The organism is Streptomyces sp. NBC_00829, assembly GCF_045161795.1.
Lineage (GTDB): Bacteria > Actinomycetota > Actinomycetes > Streptomycetales > Streptomycetaceae > Streptomyces.
On record NZ_CP108867.1, the window covers coordinates 1,352,670 to 1,370,882 of the forward strand.

Annotated in this window: 13 protein-coding genes and 4 pseudogenes; 12 read left to right on the forward strand and 5 right to left on the reverse strand. The window is 67.7% G+C overall.

Features of this window, described 5'->3' with window-relative positions; translation table 11 throughout:
• Nucleotides 1-3 precede the first annotated feature (3 nt).
• On the forward strand, nucleotides 4-1,179 hold the full coding sequence (locus OG293_RS05795) for a ComEC/Rec2 family competence protein (protein ID WP_405997685.1): 1,176 nt from the start codon (nucleotides 4-6) through the stop codon (nucleotides 1,177-1,179).
• 245 nt (nucleotides 1,180-1,424) lie between these two features.
• A pseudogene (locus OG293_RS05800) lies at nucleotides 1,425-1,649 on the forward strand (radical SAM protein); the annotation flags it as partial.
• 426 nt (nucleotides 1,650-2,075) lie between these two features.
• Here OG293_RS05800 and OG293_RS05805 read toward each other — a convergent pair.
• The 4 genes and pseudogenes from OG293_RS05805 to OG293_RS05820 all read right to left on the reverse strand — a co-directional run.
• Complete coding sequence (locus OG293_RS05805; protein WP_403685917.1) at nucleotides 2,076-2,237, reverse strand: hypothetical protein; 162 nt, start codon at nucleotides 2,235-2,237, stop codon at nucleotides 2,076-2,078.
• Between the two features lie 87 nt (nucleotides 2,238-2,324).
• A complete protein-coding gene (locus tag OG293_RS05810) occupies nucleotides 2,325-2,705 on the reverse strand; it encodes an SUMF1/EgtB/PvdO family nonheme iron enzyme (protein WP_405997686.1) in 381 nt (126 codons plus the stop codon).
• Between the two features lie 691 nt (nucleotides 2,706-3,396).
• On the reverse strand, nucleotides 3,397-4,761 hold the full coding sequence (locus OG293_RS05815) for a DUF1996 domain-containing protein (protein ID WP_405997687.1): 1,365 nt from the start codon (nucleotides 4,759-4,761) through the stop codon (nucleotides 3,397-3,399).
• Between the two features lie 362 nt (nucleotides 4,762-5,123).
• Nucleotides 5,124-5,759, reverse strand: a pseudogene (locus OG293_RS05820) (transposase); the annotation flags it as partial.
• A gap of 37 nt (nucleotides 5,760-5,796) precedes the next feature.
• Between OG293_RS05820 and OG293_RS05825 the strand changes: the two are divergent.
• From OG293_RS05825 to OG293_RS05835, 3 genes and pseudogenes are all read left to right on the forward strand, one after another.
• Nucleotides 5,797-6,732, forward strand: a complete 936-nt coding sequence (locus OG293_RS05825) for a transposase (protein ID WP_405997688.1) — start codon at nucleotides 5,797-5,799, stop codon at nucleotides 6,730-6,732.
• Nucleotides 6,733-6,960: 228 nt separating this feature from the next.
• Nucleotides 6,961-8,189: pseudogene (locus tag OG293_RS05830) on the forward strand (IS110 family transposase).
• Nucleotides 8,190-8,821: 632 nt separating this feature from the next.
• Nucleotides 8,822-10,213 (forward strand): alpha-L-fucosidase, encoded by a 1,392-nt coding sequence (locus OG293_RS05835; RefSeq protein ID WP_405997689.1) that lies wholly within the window; start codon nucleotides 8,822-8,824, stop codon nucleotides 10,211-10,213.
• A 321-nt stretch (nucleotides 10,214-10,534) separates the two neighbouring features.
• On the opposite strand, the gene OG293_RS05840 is transcribed toward OG293_RS05835, so the two are convergent.
• Nucleotides 10,535-11,158, reverse strand: a complete 624-nt coding sequence (locus tag OG293_RS05840) for a GntR family transcriptional regulator (RefSeq protein ID WP_406003511.1) — start codon at nucleotides 11,156-11,158, stop codon at nucleotides 10,535-10,537.
• 353 nt (nucleotides 11,159-11,511) lie between these two features.
• Between OG293_RS05840 and OG293_RS05845 the strand changes: the two genes are divergently transcribed.
• The 7 genes and pseudogenes from OG293_RS05845 to OG293_RS05875 all read left to right on the forward strand — a co-directional run.
• Nucleotides 11,512-12,600 (forward strand): sugar ABC transporter substrate-binding protein, encoded by a 1,089-nt coding sequence (locus OG293_RS05845; protein WP_405997690.1) that lies wholly within the window; start codon nucleotides 11,512-11,514, stop codon nucleotides 12,598-12,600.
• A gap of 41 nt (nucleotides 12,601-12,641) precedes the next feature.
• Nucleotides 12,642-13,730, forward strand: coding sequence for a mandelate racemase/muconate lactonizing enzyme family protein (locus OG293_RS05850; RefSeq protein WP_405997691.1), 1,089 nt, complete (start codon nucleotides 12,642-12,644; stop codon nucleotides 13,728-13,730).
• Nucleotides 13,727-14,803, forward strand: a complete 1,077-nt coding sequence (locus OG293_RS05855; RefSeq protein ID WP_405997692.1) for an ABC transporter permease — start codon at nucleotides 13,727-13,729, stop codon at nucleotides 14,801-14,803. The genes OG293_RS05850 and OG293_RS05855 overlap by 4 nt, the downstream gene beginning before the upstream one ends.
• On the forward strand, nucleotides 14,800-15,873 hold the full coding sequence (locus tag OG293_RS05860; protein WP_405997693.1) for an ABC transporter permease: 1,074 nt from the start codon (nucleotides 14,800-14,802) through the stop codon (nucleotides 15,871-15,873). Before OG293_RS05855 ends, OG293_RS05860 begins: the two co-directional genes overlap by 4 nt.
• Nucleotides 15,870-17,414 carry a sugar ABC transporter ATP-binding protein gene (locus OG293_RS05865; RefSeq protein ID WP_405997694.1) on the forward strand — a complete coding sequence of 515 codons (1,545 nt, stop codon included), beginning with the start codon at nucleotides 15,870-15,872 and terminating at the stop codon, nucleotides 17,412-17,414. Before OG293_RS05860 ends, OG293_RS05865 begins: the two co-directional genes overlap by 4 nt.
• Nucleotides 17,411-17,734: an L-rhamnose mutarotase gene (locus OG293_RS05870; protein WP_405997695.1), complete on the forward strand. Its 324-nt coding sequence runs from the start codon at nucleotides 17,411-17,413 to the stop codon at nucleotides 17,732-17,734. Before OG293_RS05865 ends, OG293_RS05870 begins: the two co-directional genes overlap by 4 nt.
• Before the next feature lie 103 nt (nucleotides 17,735-17,837).
• Nucleotides 17,838-18,149 (forward strand): annotated as a pseudogene (locus OG293_RS05875) (2-hydroxyhepta-2,4-diene-1,7-dioate isomerase); the annotation flags it as partial.
• Nucleotides 18,150-18,213 lie beyond the last annotated feature (64 nt).

Genomic DNA, 18,213 nt, shown 5'->3' on the forward strand with positions numbered 1-18,213 from the left:
CACATGCCACCCAGCAAGGTCATTCGCACCAGCGGGACAAACCTCGGCCCTGGCGCCAAGCTCACCGTCGACTTCATCGACACCGGCCAGGGCAACGCCGTCCTCGTCACCTACCCGAACGGCAACTTCATGCTCGTCGACTGTGGCTCACAGACGACAAGTACCAAAGGCTGGCCGTTCACGCACGTGCAGAGCTACATCACGAGTGTCACAGGTGGCAGCGCCATCTCCTGCGTGGTCCTCAGCCACGGCGATGACGACCACACCGCTTTCGTCCCGTACATCTCGGAGGCGGCGAGGCCGACCTACGTGCACTACGGCGGCCCGATCAGTGACTACAGCGAGGACGTCAAGGCCTGGATCAAGAAACAGGAGAAGCAGAAGGACCAGTTCGTCTACAGGTACAAGCAGGACTACTGCATGCCGCAGCCGGACGCCGACTTCGCGTCCGAGACGACGTCGGGTGAGGCCTGGGCCATGGTGTTGTCCGCCGGCTACGGCAAGTCGCCGAACAGCAAGAGCATCGTGCTGTTGATCCGCTTCGGCCGGCACGCGGTGGTCCTCCCGGGCGACGCGGACACCACCACCGAGGCATTCATCCTGAGCAAGGTCCCCAAGAAGCTCCTCGCCGGCTGCACCGTCCTCATGCCCGGCCACCACGGCGCCGCAGAGTCGACGGGACGCCCCTGGGCCAAAGCGCTGGACCCCGACATCGACGTGATCTCGGCGAGCGGCACGAATATGGCCTACGCCCACCCCAACTGCGCAAAGATCGAACTGCTGGAGAAGTACTGCCTCGCGGGCGCCGAGCGTCACGACGTGACCTGCTCGGCCGGCAAGGGCTCCCCCTACAAAGTCTGTGCCACCGTCGAGTCGGTGCTGACCACCGCCACCAACGGCGACGTGCGCTTCATCTCCGACGGCACGAACTGGCGGCTCCTGGCCAGTTCGACGTCGGCCGACGAGCTCGCGCAAGAGCAGCCCCACCCGCTGCTGCGCTCGATGGTCGCCCATGCTCCCTGGAACCGGCGCCCGGCCGTCCAGTATCCGGCGGTGCGGCTCGGCCCGGACCCGGGCCTTGGACCACTCGCCGAACCGGCGGTGAGCCGTCGGACCCGGGAACCCGAACGACGAAGGCAACTGCTGACGGGTGCACCGGGTGGGTGGCCACGAGAATAAGCGCAGCCAACACCGCCGGTCCCCGCAGCATCGCCGGCCGCCCGGCGCCCCGGCCGGGGCCGGGGCCGGGGCCGGGGCCGGGGCCGGGGCCGGGGCCGATCACGGTCCGCCGCCAAGGGGGCGCTGGCCAACTATCGAACGACATGGCCAAACCATCGGTCGGCGTCACATCCGGAGAAGAGGGGTTGCGGTGATCAAGGGAACAAGTGTTCTATTCTATGGTCAGTGCCACCGAGGAGGCGTCCATGCGCTGGGACAATCTGGTCGAGAACCCCCGGGCGGCCGGGGACACCGCGCTTTTCGCCACGTCGGCGGTGACCACCCGCACCTTCGACACACCCGAATTCCGAGGCATCACCTTCCATGAGATCCGCGCCCGCTCGATCCTGAACCGGGTTCCGGGTGCCTCGCGGATGCCGTTCGAATGGACCGTCAATCCCTACGGGGGCTGCACGCACGCGTGCGTGTACTTCACTGCATGACCCTATTGAGCCCGGGAGGGCCGATGCTCAGCACTCCGAACGCGGACAAGGCCTGGAAAGGCATGACGAGGTCATTCCCGACCCCGGAGGCGCCAGGCCAGTATGCCGCCCCGAGCAAGGCGGAGAGGACGGCTTACGCCGTGCTGCTGCATGGACCGGCTGCGCGCTCAGGCGGCGCCGACGCGAGTCAGTGGCTGCTGCTGCGCGACCGCACAGCGAAGCGCCTGTAACCGACGCACCAGCAGCAGCCACACTTCAGGAACGCGTCAGTCGCCCAAGACGCCGTCGAGGTAGTCCTGCACCGGCCCGTACAGGCCGCGCGGAACCAGCCTGCGGACAATCGCCCTGCGAGGCCCAGACGACCCCTGTGACTTCCCTGACGCTCACCGGGGCGTTTTCGTGTGTGCGCTCAGGTCAGCGCAGGCCGTCTGTGTCGTCGTGCTCTTCGCCGACTGGGAGTGGCCGACGGTCGTCCCCCGGGTCCTCGCTGTAGATGACCGCGGAGACCGCGCTGTCGTAGGCATCGTTGAGGCCGTTGCCGCTTGTGCCGAGCATGTTCTCCCAGTCGATTCCCATGCCTACGAGCATAGACCGTACTGCTCGAGGATCTCGGCGATGTGGGCGTTGAGCTCGTCGGCCCGAGCGAAGAACCCCGCTTCCTCTTCAGGGCTGATGCGCCGCGCCGGTCGTCGAGCCGGCCATGCTCCTCCACCCAGGCTCCAGCACGGGGCAGGTGTCGCCCACCGCATAGTCGCAGTTGTAGGCGCGGGCGCCGGCGGGGGCCTCCATCGCCTCGGCCCGGGTGGGCAGACGCGAGCCGAGCCAGGCCGCCACGGTCGCCGACCCGACCCACGTGACCCAGAAGGCCGGGTGCGCCTCGTACCCCGGACTGACCTTCCACTGCCGCGTACGCGGGTCGCAGTGCAACCGCCCGCCCCGCTCGTTCGGCATCGGACAGATCAGCAGGTTCGTCCCCAGGCGCGTGTTCGGTAGCCCGGCCGCCTGGAGCATCGTCAGCAGCTCCGCCATCTCTGCGTTGGTCACCAGTTGGTCCCGCCACAGCGCGCCACCCGCCATCGCGCGGTAGGCCGGCGGCGGAACGGGGGCTTGCGGCAAACCTTAAAAGCCCAGGTCAGAGCCATCCCGCGGATGCCGCCGAAAACGCTCCGCCCTCTTTCTCGGAACGCTCAGCGCATCATTGCAGCTCAGAGCTTTGCCGACGGCGAGGTCGGATTCCCCTGACGCGGCCTGGCCACCCGCTACGAGAAGACCGCCACCATCTTCAAAGCCGGCCTCCACATCGCGGGCATCTTCATCTGGTCAGCGAGATGATCCGGGGGAATCGACTTCGGGCCTTTCCGCAGAATCGGCGCGCCGGGCGCTTTAGACGCAGGGGCCGGGCGGCCGAGGGCTCGAGGTGGAGCTGCTCGATCGCCTCGATCACGAACCAGGTGGGGGTGGTCCTCGGGCAGCCAGTCGCGCAGGTCAGGGGGCTGCAGGTCATCCAGGAATCAGAGGTATCGGTAGCATCTGCTTCCCTGACGACACATCAGCCTGCGTCATCAGCGGCGGATGATCGCCAGCTTTCACCTGAGGAACGATGCCGAGGTCACTACCGCGAAGATCGCTGTTGTACCACTCGGCGGGACACCATCTCCACTCATCCGAAGGCGGAGTTGACGCCCGCGCGTCACGACCGTCGGCGGTCGTGACGCGCGGGGTACCCGCAGGTTGATCAGCGGCAGCGGCGACCGGTGTTGATGCAGGCGACGGCCTTCCTCATCAGCGGGAGGGGCATGGCGTTGATGAAGTCACCGTGGTCGGTGATCGGTTTGTGGAACGACTCGGGGAAGCTGTCGACCGCGAAGCGGGTGCTGCCGGCGAGACCGTTGTAGGTGATGCGCTGCACGAGTTGCGGGATCGCTCGGAAGCCTTTGGGGCAGTTGCCCCGGGCGTCGGCAAAGGCGACATGGGACCGGTGGTTGGCGCTGTCGGTGTTCGCACCGTCCCAGCAGCTCTGGAACTTCGAGACCCGTACGACCTTGCTGCCTTGCGGGCAGATCGGGTACTTGTCCTTCAGCTCGACACGGGATTCGAAGCCGGTGCAGGTCCAGCGGGCGTTGGCATTGGCTCCGCCATTGGCGTTGGCCTTTGCGTCACCGGTGATGATGCGCAGGAACCGGGGCATGGCCGTGACCTTGGTGCGGGGGCTTCCGACGAACTGGAGGCTGACGGACGCCGGTGTGAGAATCTTGCCGACATTGCCCTCGGCTCCACCGCCGGGTTGGTCGGCGTCGGACTGCTGGACGCCGTCGAGGTCCCGCAGGACGGGCCAGTAGTACGTCGACCGGTCTCCGTTGGTGCAGGTGGTCCGGCTTGCGGCCAGGGACTCGTTGGTCGTGAATGCGTTGACCCCGAGCGCGCCCACGTAGTCATGGGTGTGATGAGCGCCGTTGTCGACGCCCGGAGCGACGATGACGTTGTCCGAGTTGAACAGCCCCTTCCTGTTCACTCCGCACCGTGACACGAAGCTGCCCGTCGAGGCTTTACGCCCCTTGCCGACCCGCTGCACGTTGGGCGCGACGCTCGTGATGTCGACGAAGTCCTCCGCCGACGGTCCGTCGTCGCCCCCTTGATCATCGCCGTCCGCGTTCCCGCCCGCCTTGACGCTGCTGCTCCCGTGGCCACCTGTCGTGCAGACGGCCAGGCTCTGCAGACCCTCGGGACGATCGGCGCCCGCCCGCTCGATGGCGACCTCGATTCGCTCCAGGGCAGCCGCGCGCTCCGTTCCCAGTGGATGCAGGACGATGCGGACGACCTCCTCCTCTCCGCCCTTTGTCCTGGACATCCTCGCGTTGGCCCGTTCGGTCTGCTGCTTCATCAGGGCGAGTTCCCGGTCCACTTCGCCGCGTGCCTGACCGGGTATCCGCGGCAGCCTTTCGGCAACTGCCGGGCAGGCAACGTTTTCCGACTGCCCGGTGGCACTGCCGGCGTTGGCGATGGCGTTCACCCCCACCAGACCTCCGCCGCCCAGCAGCAGCCCGGCCACCGCCAACAGGGCATTGCGCCGACTGCGTTTCACTTTGTGTCGCTGATCCATGATGGTCCTCACCTCTCGGGCGGTGCAGGCAGCGCCGCCTGCGTTCTCGGCCATCCCCAGAGCGCCCCGAGCTGTTTCCGTGACGGGCCCCCGACCGCGGCTCACACTGGCAGAGCAGACGCCCCATCAACACCGCCGACCATCCGACGTCACAGAACCGTAAGAACACGCCGCAGGCACGCACGGCTCAAGCCGGGGGCGGGCGTCACCCATGCTTCGCCGCGACGTCCCGCCCCCCACCGGCCGCTCGCAGGCGAAGGACGCCACGGCAGTGGCGCGGACGACTGGAACGGCGAGCACGTCTGAGCGATGGCGACTTCGGGGGCGCGAGAGTTGGGCGACGTCGTTTCGCTATCCGCTGGTCAGCGAGCGGGGTGCCGTGTCGGTCGACGATGAGGTGGTGTTTGCCGCTGGGCCGGGCCCGGTCGACCGGCGAAGGTCCGGAGTGAGCTCCCCTTTGAGCGCCCTGACGTGAAAACCGTTGATCGCAGGGTCATCCAGTTCCAGCAGGCCTTCTCTCTACGCAGTTCCGCCAGAAGAACCTCGTGCAGGCGGGGCCACACACCGGCCTCGGTCCAGTCCCGCAGACATGCCCGATCGTGCCCGCCAGAAGTTCCTCTGCGGGCCGGGCACAGCTGTGCCATAGCGCGCAGCTGCCGCCCGACCGGCCGCCGCCAAGGCGTACGCGACCAAGCGCCGTGTCGCGATGAGCGCGGTGAGGGGCAGAGGAGCTGGTACGGGCAGCCGACGACGGTCTTGATCGTCAGGTTCAGGTAGGTCTTCGCCCAGGTCACGAGCTGTCCGGCATAGGCGGAGTCGGCCCAGACGATGGTGATTTCGGGGTGCATCAGCCGCAGCCGGAACAGCACTTCCTTGGCCGCATTGCGGTCGGTCAAGTCGGCCGGGGTGCCCATGACGAACAGCGGCAGGCCCTTGGTGTCCACGACCAGGTGCCGCATGCGGCCGTTGATTTTCTTGCCGTTATCCGGGTGCCGGGATAGCGGCAAGAAGGTGCCGGGCCGTAATCGGCACATCGTGACCGACACGCTCGGCCTGCTCCTGGTCGCCTGCGTCACCGCCGCGAACATCGGCGACCGGGACGCCGCGGCGGGCCGGCTGAGGCGGCTGCGCCGCCTGCACCGCGACATCACCCTCGTCTGGGCCGAGGGCGGCTACACCGGCGGCCTCGTCGGCTGGTGCCGGGACAGGCTCGCTCTGACCCTGGAGATCGTCAAACGCACAGACGACATGGAGGGGTTCGTGGTGCTGCCGAGACGCTGGGTGGCAGAGCGCACGTTCGCGTGGTTGATGAACTCCCGCCGGCTGGCCCGGGATTACGAGACCCTGCCCGCCACCAGCGAGGCGATGATCCGGTGGTCGATGGTCACGCGGATGAGCCGGCGTCTGGCACGGCCACGGCCGCCGGCCCGCACTGAATGCCCCCGACGCCTCCAGGAGGAGCCACCCGCGCTCGGCCAGGCGCCGGGCTTTCGACCGCAACCCATCGACCTTCGCCGGCGTCGCCCCAATGCCCAGCTACACCGCGATCTCCTTGACACGAAGGGGCCCGTGACCCGTGGATCCCTGCTGTTCCAGCACGCCCAGAATCCGCTGATAGTCCGGCGCCAGAACCGTCACCGGCAGCCCTTCCCGCCAGGGCGGCACCGTCGAGCCCGGCACCGGCGCGAGCGACGGCGCCGCTTCCTCCTCCGCCTCGGTCGTGTTCACGGCAGTGGACTCGGCCGAGGAGACTGCCAGGGCCTCGACCAGTTCCTCCCGCGCGATCACCCGCCGGTCCAACTCGATCTCCGCGGAGCCCTCCACCGCACACGGGCAGCCGCCTCCCGCTCCTCCGGCATTCCCAGCACCGACGCCACCGCGCACCCCTCGACCATCAAGCGGACACAAGCCGTCGGCATGCCTCCCTCAACCCGAGCGAGACCATGCCTAATGGGGCTCATCGGTCCGTGAGGGAGACTACGGTCCGTAGTCGCCAGCAGGTGAGCACTCTCCATGCCGGAGCGATTCGAGCTCTGTGGTCAGACCGTGCCCCTGCTGGTCGGCCGGGAGGCCATGACTGCTGATGGGATGGCGTGCCCGCCGGGCGGTTGGGCGTGAGCACTGGATCCATTAGGGCGCGAGCCGTGCCTTCCACTGGCTGCATGCAAGTACCGTGCGAAGGCGAGGAGTTGAGTGCAGTTGCCGTTCATCGGCGATGACTGGGCCGAGGACCACACGACGTCGAGCTGCAGGACGAGACAGGCCGCAAACTGGCCTCCGCCCGGCTGCCCGAGGGCGTCGAGGGCATCGCGAAGCTGCACGCCCTCATCGCCCGGCACGGTGGCGAGGACCTGGAGCCCGGACAGGTGACGGTCGGGATCGAGACCGACCGTGGCCCGTGGGTACAGGCGCTGGTCGCGGCTGGCTACCGCGTCTACGCCGTCAACCCCCGGCAGGCGGCCCGGTTCAAGGAGCGGTACGGCACCTCCGGGGCCAAGAGCGACAATGGCGACGCGCACGCGCTCGCCGACATGGTCCGCATCGACGGCGCCCAGCTACGGCCTGTCGCAGGCGACAGCGACCAGGCCTAGGCCGTCCGCGTGGTCGCCCGCGCCCACCAGACCCTCATCTGGGAGCGCACCCGCACCTTCCAGCGGCTGCGCAACACGCTGCGCGAATACTTCCCCAGCGCGCTGACCACCTACGCCTCCTTGGAGCTGACCAGCACCGACGCCCTGGAACTCCTGGTTAAGGCGCCCACTCCGGAACAGGCGGCAAAGCTGACGAAGTCTCAGATCACCGCGGTCCTTGCCCGACACCGCCGCCACCGGCGGGACCAGCGGGCCGCCGCGATCCAGGCCGCGTTGCGCGAGCCCCAGCTCGGCGTCGCCGCCCCGGCCGCCGCCGCCTACGGCGCGACCGCGACCGCGCACGCCAGGCTGCTGATCGCCCTGAACGAGCAGATAGCCGTCCTCGAAGAGCAGGTGAGCGCGCATTTTCACGCGCACCCGGACGCTGAGATCTACCTGTCGATGCCCGGCGTCGGCGAGATCACCGGCGCCCGGGTGCTGGCCGAGTTCGGGGACGACCCCACCCGTTACACCTCCGCCAAGGCCCGCAAGAACTACGCCGGCACCAGCCCCATCACCCGCGCCTCCGGCAGGACGCACGCCGTCCAGGCCCGCTACGCACGCAACAACCGGCTCGCCGATGCCCTGCAACGTCAGGCGTTCTCCGCCCTGAACGCCTCACCCGGCGCTCGCCGCTACTACGAGAAGCAGCGAGCCCGCGACGCGGGCTACAACCCCGCCCTCCGACAGGTCGGCAACCGCCTCGTCGGCATCCTCCACGGATGCCTCAAGACCCGCACCCTCTACGACGAGGCCACCGCGTGGTCACACCACGCAGCCCTCCCGGTCACCACTTGACACCACAGCCCATGGGATGTCTGACCAGCAGAAATCAAGGGACCACGTTCGGTTGAGATACGGCTTCTGAAGGTTTCGGACTCGTTGAGGACGACTCCTGACCTGGGAATCGTGAGGCGCATTGCACGGACGCGGACCATGGGTGTGACGGAGCACGAACCCGCCTGCCTCGTGCGGGTGGGATGACTGCGAGACTCGCCGCCGCATGGGCAGGCAGCGGCACATCACCCTGGCGTTGCTCGCGCACGCCTACTCGCCGCCGCCACTCCAACAAGGCCGGCATGTCAACGCCTTGCGCTGGTCACCATGCCCCTCCGCCGTACAAGCCGTCGCCCGCCACCGCCACGACCTCGCCAGACTCGTGCACCGCTCGAGTTCGGCGGTCCCGACGAGGGACAGTCTGGCGAGCAGCCGGAACTCCCGTTGCCCAGTCAGACGTGCACGCGCAACTGCCGGAGATCCAATAGAGTTTGACCGAACTCGCGCATCACCACATCCGTGATACGCGCGCCAGATCCCATTAGTAACGTAATTTCCCACCCTGAGAGCCACACCATCCCTGCAGGGGCCTTGACCGCGCACCTCAACTTCCAAATCATATAGGAATCTTCCCCAACGCGAAGGGTGCACTGATGCACTCACGAGCACGTATTGCCGGGGCCATTGCCGCTCTCGGCCTACTGGCTATCGCCTGCCCCTTTCCAGCCGCCCAGGCAGCACCACCGCCGGGCAGTGAGGTGCGCAACCTTGCCTTCGGCGCGCCGGCCACGCAGAGCAGCACCGAGTACGGCAGTGAAGCGGCACGAGCAGTGGACGGCAACCGCAACGGCAACTACAGCGGCAACTCCGTCACGCACACCGCCTCCGAGGTCCAGCCCTACTGGCAGACCGACCTCGGACAGTCCAAGAAGATCAACAAGATCACGGTTTACAACCGCACGGACTGCTGCACGAATCGGCTGTCGAACTTCTGGGTCCTGGCGTCCGACTCCCCCATCACCGCCCGCAGCCTGTCCGACGCAAAGAACCAGTCCGGCGTCACTGCGACGAGGATCGGCACGTTGAACGGCGCTTCCGTCGATGTCCCGCAGACCCGCAACGCCCGTTACCTCCGCATCCAGCTCGAAGGCACCGACTATCTCTCCCTGGCCGAGGTCCAGGTCTTCGGCGACGAAGTCATCTCCCCGTCACCCGCGGCACAACAGTGGGTGAAGAACAGCAATTTCGGCATGTTCCTGCACTACAACATGTCGACGTACACCAACAGCCAATGGGCGGACCCCAACGCTCCCGAGTCGGGCTTCAACCCCACCGCTATGGACGCCAAACAGTGGGCCACGTCCATCAAGAACGCCGGCATGAAGTTCGGCGTGCTGACCGCGAAGCACCACGACGGCTTCGCTCTGTGGGACAGCGCCTACTCCACTCACGACATCGCCGCCTGCCCGTACAAGAACGGCAAGGGCGACATCATCCGTGAGTACGTGAACGCCATGCGCGCGAAGAACCTCAAGGTAGGGCTGTACTTCTCCATCTGGGACCGCCACAACGGCGACAGCCGCGAACTGGTCGAGAACCAGCTCCGCGAACTGCTGACCAAGTACGGCCCGATCGACTACCTGTGGTTCGACGGCTGGGGATGGCAGGTCCCGTACTCCAAGGTGCCGTACCAGCCTGTGCGGGACATGATTCACGAGATCTCCCCCCGCACCGTGGTCGCCAACAACGATCACCGCGGCACGCTGCAGACCTCGGACGTCATCGTTTACGAGGTCCCGGTGCAGGGCATGCCTCCCGCCACCAACGCCCGTCCCACCGACGCGAGCGACACCATGGACACCAACCGCACGTGGTTCAACACCACGTCCACGGGCGCCCCGCGAACCGCCGACGACATCGTGGACAAGGTGGCGAAGGCCAACGCCGGCAACGCCCTGTTCCTGTTGAACGTCGGCCCCGATCGCGCGGGGCGTATCCCGCAGAACTACGTCGAACGGCTGCAGGAGATCGGCTCGGCTCTCTGAACGCTCGTGCGTAGCCCCCTCGGCGTCGGCGGCCCCACCCGCCGACGCCGAGTCGGTGCCGTCACGGCTTCGCCCCCGTTCGGCGACCGCGTGCCGCCCGCCCCGCTGCCGGTTCACACATCTGTGCGGATGCTATGGTCCGACCACAGCACCGGTGCGGCGAGATCGAGCAGCAGACCGCCGACGGAGGCACAACGCAGCAGTGCCGGCGCATCAGCGGGTGAGACTTCGTTGAGGGCCCGCCGGCACCACGTGTGCTTGGGTTCGGGGCCGGCACATGTCCAGCTGAGGATTCCGGTAGGCGCCGGGGAAACCCAGTAATCAGTCCTCGTCAGCTCCGGCAACGCTCGCGAATCTGTCGAGCTGTCGCTGCAGACTGAGGCGCAGATGCTCCTCCATGGCCTCCGCCGCGCGCTGAGGGTCGCGTCTGAGCACCGCACGCAGGATCCGGTGATGCTCCTGGACCGTCGCCGGGCTGCCACCTGCGATGGCGCTCAGACGGAAGAGATGCAGGTGCGAGTGGAGCCGCTCCACCGCTGCGGCCAGCAGCGTGCGACCCGACGCGACCGCGAGCACATCATGGAACTCCTGGTCCAGTGCCGCGAAACGGCCGTAGTCGGCGTAAGTGTCGCCCTTCTCGGGAAGTGCCTGCATCTCGTCGGCCAGTGCCTCCAGCCGGTCGAGCCCGGCCTCCTCGATGCGCTCGGTGGCCAGGGCCACAGCTCGCGGCTCGAGCAACAGCCGCATCTCGAAGAGTTCCTCAACCCCGGCCCGGGTCAGCAGTTCGGTCGCGCGGTAGCCGGAGAGCGATCGCTTGACGACGAGGCCGTCGGCCTCAAGGCGGGCGAGGGCCTCGCGCACCGGTGTCGCCGACACTCCGAGCGTGCGCGAGAGGGCTTCGATGCCAAGACGCGCGCCGGGCTGGATGACATGGTCCATCACCATTGCTTTGACAGCCTCGTAGACGCTGTCGGCCAGTACCTCCCGCTTCGGCAGCGGCAGGGAGCTTCGAGACGTATCGGGGAGCTCGTCCCCGCCCGCCGACACGGAGTTGCGCGACATCAACCGTTCACCCTCCTTTTAAATCCTATGCGATCTTAGCATTTGAACCCTTACGGCGGAGCCCGGCCGCATCTGCCACCCACCCGAACCGGCTCCCACAGGGCCCCCTCCTCGCCGTCCATGCAGGCGCGGAGTGCTCTCGCCGAACTTGATGCCGCTGCGAGTCTTGACGGGGCCGGCATTCATCGCGGACCATCGCGGCTACCAAAATTCTATCTGATTCTGCTGAGGCCCTCATGACTCTTCGTAGATCCCTGCTGTCAGCCACTGCCGCTGTCGTCATCCTCGGTGCCGCCTCGGCAGCCTGCACCGTCAAGAATTCGGACGCCCCCGCAGCCCCCGGCGCGGCTTCCGCCAAGCCTGGCGGCGGGACGTCTGAACTCGCCGACGGCTCCGGAGTCAAGCTCGCGCTGGTGCCCGGCGGCGCCCACCCGTACTTCCAGCCCTGGAAGCAGGCTGGTGCGAACGCGAAGAAGACTCTCGGTCTCGGTGACGTCACCTTCGACGAGACTGCCGAGTGGGACCAGCAGAAGCAGAACAACCTTCTGTCCGCGCTCGCCGCCCGCGGGTACAAAGCCTTCGGCGTGTTCGGTGTATCGCCGACCGACATCAACACCACGTTCGCCGATCTCAAGTCCCAGGGCTTCGCCGTCGCCTCGCTCGCCTCCTGCCCGGCCGGCGACAAGAACGAGGCTGACTTCTGTCTGTCGACGGACGTCAAGCTCGCCGCGTACAAGGCTGCGAAGGCCGCCATCGACTCGATGGGCGGCAAGGGGGCACTCGTCCACCTGACCGGTAACAACGTCGACGCCAACACCCAGTTGCGGATCAACGGTGTCGAGCAGGCGGTGAAGGAGACCGGCGGCAAGGTCACCCTGCTGCAGACCATCACCGACATCGACAAGGACATCCAGACCGCGCAGAAGGCGGTATCCGACCTGATGGCAGCCAAGGGCGCCAAGATCCAGGGAATCGTCTCCACCGCCTACAACCCGGCGGTCGCCGCCGCCGAGGCCGTACGCGAGTCCGGCTCGAAGGCGAAGGTCGTGGCCATCGACGACGACGCCAAGATACTCAGCTCCATCAAGGACGGCTCTGTGAGCGCCACGGTGGTGCAGAACCCGGTCGGCCAGGCCGAGATCGGGGCATGGGCTCTGGCTCTGCTCCAGACCAAGCAGTGCTCGATGAAGACGCCCGGCCAGATCGTCGACTCGGGGTCCTTCGTGGTCACGAAGGAGAACGTCAGCTCCTACGACGCCGCGCGACAGGCCAGGTCGGCAGAGCTGAAGAAGCAGTTCGCCGACAGCTACCTCTCCTGCGGCTGAACACCGCCTCGGATCAGATCTATAGAAGGCCGGCACACCAGATGAGCATCATCACCAGCGCCACGGCCCTGCTGGCCGACATCGCGGTGGAGACGGACCGCACGGACGCGGTGCAGTCGTTCGTCAAACAGGAGACCGTCCTCGTCCGGCTGGTCACGGACGACGGCATCGAGGGCACGGGTTACGCGTACACGATCGGCACCGGAGGCAGCTCCGTACTGGCGCTACTCCGCGATCACCTTCTGCCTCTTCTGCCGGGCAAGGACGCGCGCAACGTCGAGGGACTGTGGCAGGAACTGTTCGGCGTGACCCGGGCGACGACCACCGGAGCCATCACCTCGCTCGCACTCGCAGCGATCGACACGGCGCTGTGGGACCTGCGCTGCAGGCGCACGGACGAGCCGTTGTGGCGGCTGGCGGGGGGCCACCGCCAGGAGGTCCCGGTGTACGACACTGAGGGCGGCTGGCTCCATCTGGCCACCGAGGACCTGGTCAAGTCGGCCCTTGCCGCCAAGGAAGCCCAGTGGTCCGGCGTCAAGATCAAGGTCGGCAAGCCGTACGTCGCCGAGGACGCGGAACGCCTCCGCGCGGTGCGGGAGGCGGTCGGTCCGGCCCTGCACATCATGACGGACGCCAACCAGTCCCAGTCGCTGTCCTCCGCCGTGCAGCTGGCCGCGGCCCTCGAACCCTACGATCCGTACTGGCTCGAGGAGCCCTTGCCCGCGGACGACATCAGCGGCCACGCACGACTCGCCCGCTCGACCAGAATCCCGATCGCCGTCGGCGAGTCGATGTACTCGCCGATGCAGTTCCGCAGCTACCTGGAGACCGGCGCCGCTTCCGTGGTTCAGGTCGACGTGGCCCGTATCGGCGGCATCACTCCATGGCTGAAGGTTGCCCATCTCGCGGAGACCTTCAATGTGAAGGTCTGTCCGCACTTCCTGATGGAGTTGCACGTCAGCCTCGTCGCCGCCGTCAGCAACGGCGCGTACGTCGAATACATCCCCCAGCTGCGCGCCGTCACCCGCACCGAACTCACCCTGCGGGACGGCCGGGCAGTGGCCCCCGACGAGCCGGGCATCGGCATCGACTGGGACATGGACGCCATCGACGACCGGAGGGTGTCATGACGACCGCCGCCACACCGCCCGACAGCACGGCGGACGCAGCGGCCGGAGCGACCCGTCCCGCGCACCGGCTCCCGCTCTGGGTCAACCAGCGCCTGGGCCTGCTGGTCCTCGTTGTCGCTCTCTGTGCCCTCTTCGGCGTCCTGCGGCCGGCCTTCTTCGACGAGCGCCTGGTGCTCTTCCCGCTGCTCCGTGACATCTCGACGCTGACCGTGGTGGCCTTGGCGCAGATGGTCGTGCTGTCCATCGGGCACATGAACCTCGCCGTCGGCCGCATGGCCGCCTTCGGCGCCTTCTTCGCCGGCTTCGGGTACGACCGGCTCGGGCTGCCGCTCCCGCTGGGGCTTCTGCTCTGCCTGGTGGCCGGCTGCGTCATCGGAGCCCTGACCGGCTGGATCATCGCCCGCACAGGAGTGAGTTCCTTTGTTGTGACGTTGGCGATGGACTTCGCGTTGCTCGGCCTCGTCTCTCTCCTCTACTCGGCCCTCACCGAGAACGCCGCCTTCACCACCCGCCCCGCAGGGCTCGCCGAGATGCGCTCCTACTCGCTGGCCGACATCTGCGTGGGCCCGGTATGCGGCTCCCCAGCCGTTCCACAGCTGGCGCAGTTCACCGTGCTCGTCCTGGCCGGCCTCGGCTTCCTCTACGCCCGCACCCGCATGGGGCGTGAACTGCTGCTCACCGGTGCGAACCCGGCCGCCGCCGAACTCTCCGGCATCCCCACCGGACGCCGGATCGTCCTGGCCCACGCCCTCTCAGGACTCCTCGCCGCACTCGCCGGTTTCATGGCCGCTGTCGGCACGGGCACGTTCCGCGCCTCCATCGGCGAGGACTTCATGCTCCCCTCGTTCCTCGGTGCGGTCCTCGGCGGGACCCTGCTCACCGGTGGCGTCGTCTCCGTGATCGGCGCTCTCCTCGGCACCTCCCTGGTCGGCGTCATCCGCAAGGGCCTCGACCTGCTCGGGGTCGGCCTCGAAAGCCTCAATATCTACCTCGGCTGCGTCCTTCTGCTGGCTCTGTCCGCGGACCGGGTACGCACCGTCGTGTCCTATCGCAAGGTGGTGCGCTCCACATGACGATGCTCAGAGACCGAGGAGCCGCGGCCCTGCCGGCGCTGCACCGCTTCTCCCGCTCCACGACGATGACCCTGCTCTGCGTTGTCCTCGCGGGCTACGTGGCACTGGGGATCACCTCGTCCGGATCCTTCTTCGAAGGCCCTTCCGTACGCACCTTCCTGCAGTACCTCGCCACGCCCATACTCATCGGGCTGGCCCAGATGGTGGCCCTGTGCGTCGGGCAGCTCAACCTCGCCGTCGGCGCGCTGGGCGGTTTCAGCGCCTGCCTGATGGGGGTCCTCATGGCAGACAGCGGCGTGCCCGCCGACATCGCCGTCCTGACCGGCGTGCTGGTGGCAACCGCGGTCGGACTGGTCACCGGCCTGTTCATCGTCGCCACCCGTATCAACGGCTTCATCGTCACCCTGGGCATCATGACCATTCTGCTGGGGGCTCAGTACCGGCTCGCCGGAACACGCACCATCGACGGCTATTCGGCCACGCTGCGCGACCTCGGCAGGGCAGCACCGCTGAACGTGCCGCTCGTCTTCGTGACCGCACTCGCGGCAGCGGGACTGCTCGCCGCCTTCATGTACCGCACCGTGGCCGGGCGGCGGCTGCTGGCCTCCGGCGGCAACCCGCTGGCAGCCCGGCTCTCCGGTATCTCTACCGGCCGCCAGATCGTACTCGCCCACACACTGTCGGGACTCCTAGTCGGCATTGCCGCCCTGACCGCCACGGCCTCACTGCCCGGAGTCAACCGCAGCGTCGGCGGCGACTGGCTTCTGCCCAGTTTCGCCGCCCCCATCATCGGCGGAGTGGCACTGACCGGCGGGTCCGTCGCCGTGTTCGGGACCGTGCTCGCCGCCTTCGTCATGCGTCTCATCGACAGCGCACGCGCCCAGCTCTCCCTCGATCCGAGCTGGGTCAACTTCCTCATCGGCGTGGTTGTCCTGGGCACCGTCGTCGGCGGCCGCATCCACACCGGGCGCTTGGAGAAGAAGGGCAAGGCACCCGGCCGCCCTCCCACCGAGCCGGTCAGCGACGAACAGCCGGCCGCCAACGTGCCGAGCGCAGGAGGTGCCCGATGAGCGAAGTCCTGCTGGAGTGCGACGGCATCGTCAAGCTCTTCCCCGGCGTACGCGCTCTCGACGGCGTGGCCCTGCGCCTCACCGCCGGATCGGTCCACGCACTGCTGGGCGAGAACGGCGCGGGCAAGTCCACCCTCATCAAGGTCCTCACCGGTGTTCACGCCCCCGACGGTGGCCGGCTCACCTGGTGCGGCAAGGAGATCCAGCTGCGTTCCCCGCTGGAGGCCACCCGGACCGGCATCGGCGTCGTCCACCAGGAACGCAATCTCATCCCGGGCTTCTCCGTGGCGGAGAACATCACCCTGCAGAACCCGCCCTCGCGGCGCGGCCTGGTCGACCGGGAAGCAATGACCGCCCCGGCCCAGCGCTGCCTGGCAGAACTCGGGCTCGACATCGACCCGCACCGTCCGGTCCAGGAACTGTCGGTGGCGCAGCAGCAGTTGGTGGAGATCGCGAAGGCGCTCTACACCGAGAGCCGGGTCCTGCTCCTGGACGAGCCGACGGCATCCCTCTCCCCCCAGGAGGCAGAGCGTCTCTTCGACGTCGTCCGGCGGCTCGCCGAACGCGGCACGTGCGTGGTGTTCGTCAGCCACAAGCTGGAGGAGGTCTTCGCCATCTGTGACACCGTCACCGTCTTGCGGGACGGCCGGTCAGTGCTGGAGTCCGCACCGTTGGCGGCACACACCCAGGATGACGTGGTAACCCTGATGGTCGGTCGCGCCCACTCGGTGACCGAGATGAGCCAACGCACCGTGGACGTCTCGGCACCTGCGGCACTCTCGCTGGTGGGACTCTCCACAGCCGCCGGCCACCGGGACATCTCACTGGACGTACGCCCCGGGGAGATCCTCGGCCTCTACGGCCTGGTTGGCGCGGGCCGCAGCGAACTGGTCAAGGCCGTCCTCGGGCTCGACCGCGTCACCGGCGGCGAGATCCGCGTGCATGGGAAGACGGCCAGGATCAGCTCCCCGCGCCAGGCCCTCCATGAGTACGGCATCGGCTATCTCACGGAGAACCGCAAGGAGGAAGGCGTCTTCCTGGAGCAGCCCATCCTCCGCAACATCACCGTGACGGTGTGGAAGAAGCTCGCCCGTGCACTGGGATTCGTCTCCGCCCGGCAGGAGCGGGATGTCGCCGAGGATCTGGTGAAGCGCCTGGGTATCCGTATCTCCGGCCTCCAGCAGAACGCCGGCGAGCTGTCAGGCGGCAACCAGCAGAAGGTGAGTCTGGCCAAGTGGCTCGCCGCCGACACGCGGCTGCTCATCGTCGACGAGCCCACCGTCGGCGTGGACGTCCGCACCAAGCACGCCTTCCACGAACTCATCTGGGAGCTGGCCCGCGGCGGCCTGCCGATCCTGCTGATCAGCAGCGACCTGGCCGAGATGATCACTCTGGCGGACCGCGTCCTCGTCATGGCGGGCCACCGCGTCCGCGGTGAGGTCGGCAACGACCACGACTACGAGCGGATGAGCGGCCGGATCATCCGCATCATCCATGAACGGACAGTGCCAGCCGTGTCCACTGGAGTCGATACTGCATGAGGCGCGTGGCACAGGTCATCCACGTCCGTCCCGAGAAGCTGGACGAGTACCGGGAACTGCACCGGCACGTGCCCGAACCGGTACTGGACCGGCTGCAGCGTTCCCACATCACCAACTACTCGATCCATCTGCTCGGCGACCGGCTGTTCAGTTACTTCGAATACCACGGCGACGACCTCGAAGCGGACCGCGCGCTGATGGCCGCCGATCCGGCCACTCAGGCCTGGTGGAACCTCACGGCCCCCTGCCAGGAGCCAGTTGACGAAGCAGCGCCGGGCGAGTGGTGGGCCGACATGGAGCAGGTCTTCCTCATGGAGTGATCCCCCAGGACGGCCCCACCGCTTGGGCTCCCCGAGTTTCCCCCTCTCCTCCCCCTGAATCAGTCCCGCGGTACGCCCGTACCGCGGCCGCAAGGAGAACCAGATGAAACTGCTGCGCCTCGGCGCCCCGGGCGCCGAGCGTCCAGCCGTTCTCGCCGATGACGGACGCGTTCACGATCTGACCGGCCTGACGCACGACATCGACGGCCCGTTCCTGGCCGACGGCGGTATAGACCGGGTTCGGACGGCCCTCGGTGCGGGCACGCTGCCGATCCTGGATACCGCAGGCATGCGCATCGGAGCGCCCGTGGCCCGGCCCGGCAAGGTGGTGTGCATCGGCCTCAACTACCGTGACCATGCCGAGGAAACGGGAGCAGCCGTGCCCGAACGCCCGGTGGTGTTCATGAAGGACCCGGCAGGGTCTGTACGGTCAACGGCCCTGTCTCACTTTCGGTGGTGAGGGAGTGTCTAATCAACGG

Bases quoted from the DNA above. Each gene is read 5' to 3' on its own strand.
- OG293_RS05835 (WP_405997689.1), top strand. From the start codon at position 8,822: ATGCACTCACGAGCACGTATTGCCGGGGCCATTGCCGCTCTCGGCCTA.
- OG293_RS05805 (WP_403685917.1), bottom strand. From the start codon at position 2,237: ATGGGAATCGACTGGGAGAACATGCTCGGCACAAGCGGCAACGGCCTC.
- OG293_RS05865 (WP_405997694.1), top strand. From the start codon at position 15,870: ATGAGCGAAGTCCTGCTGGAGTGCGACGGCATCGTCAAGCTCTTCCCC.
- OG293_RS05850 (WP_405997691.1), top strand. From the start codon at position 12,642: ATGAGCATCATCACCAGCGCCACGGCCCTGCTGGCCGACATCGCGGTG.
- OG293_RS05795 (WP_405997685.1), top strand. From the start codon at position 4: ATGCCACCCAGCAAGGTCATTCGCACCAGCGGGACAAACCTCGGCCCT.
- OG293_RS05855 (WP_405997692.1), top strand. From the start codon at position 13,727: ATGACGACCGCCGCCACACCGCCCGACAGCACGGCGGACGCAGCGGCC.
- OG293_RS05840 (WP_406003511.1), bottom strand. From the start codon at position 11,158: ATGGTGATGGACCATGTCATCCAGCCCGGCGCGCGTCTTGGCATCGAA.
- OG293_RS05870 (WP_405997695.1), top strand. From the start codon at position 17,411: ATGAGGCGCGTGGCACAGGTCATCCACGTCCGTCCCGAGAAGCTGGAC.
- OG293_RS05845 (WP_405997690.1), top strand. From the start codon at position 11,512: ATGACTCTTCGTAGATCCCTGCTGTCAGCCACTGCCGCTGTCGTCATC.
- OG293_RS05860 (WP_405997693.1), top strand. From the start codon at position 14,800: ATGACGATGCTCAGAGACCGAGGAGCCGCGGCCCTGCCGGCGCTGCAC.
- OG293_RS05815 (WP_405997687.1), bottom strand. From the start codon at position 4,761: ATGGATCAGCGACACAAAGTGAAACGCAGTCGGCGCAATGCCCTGTTG.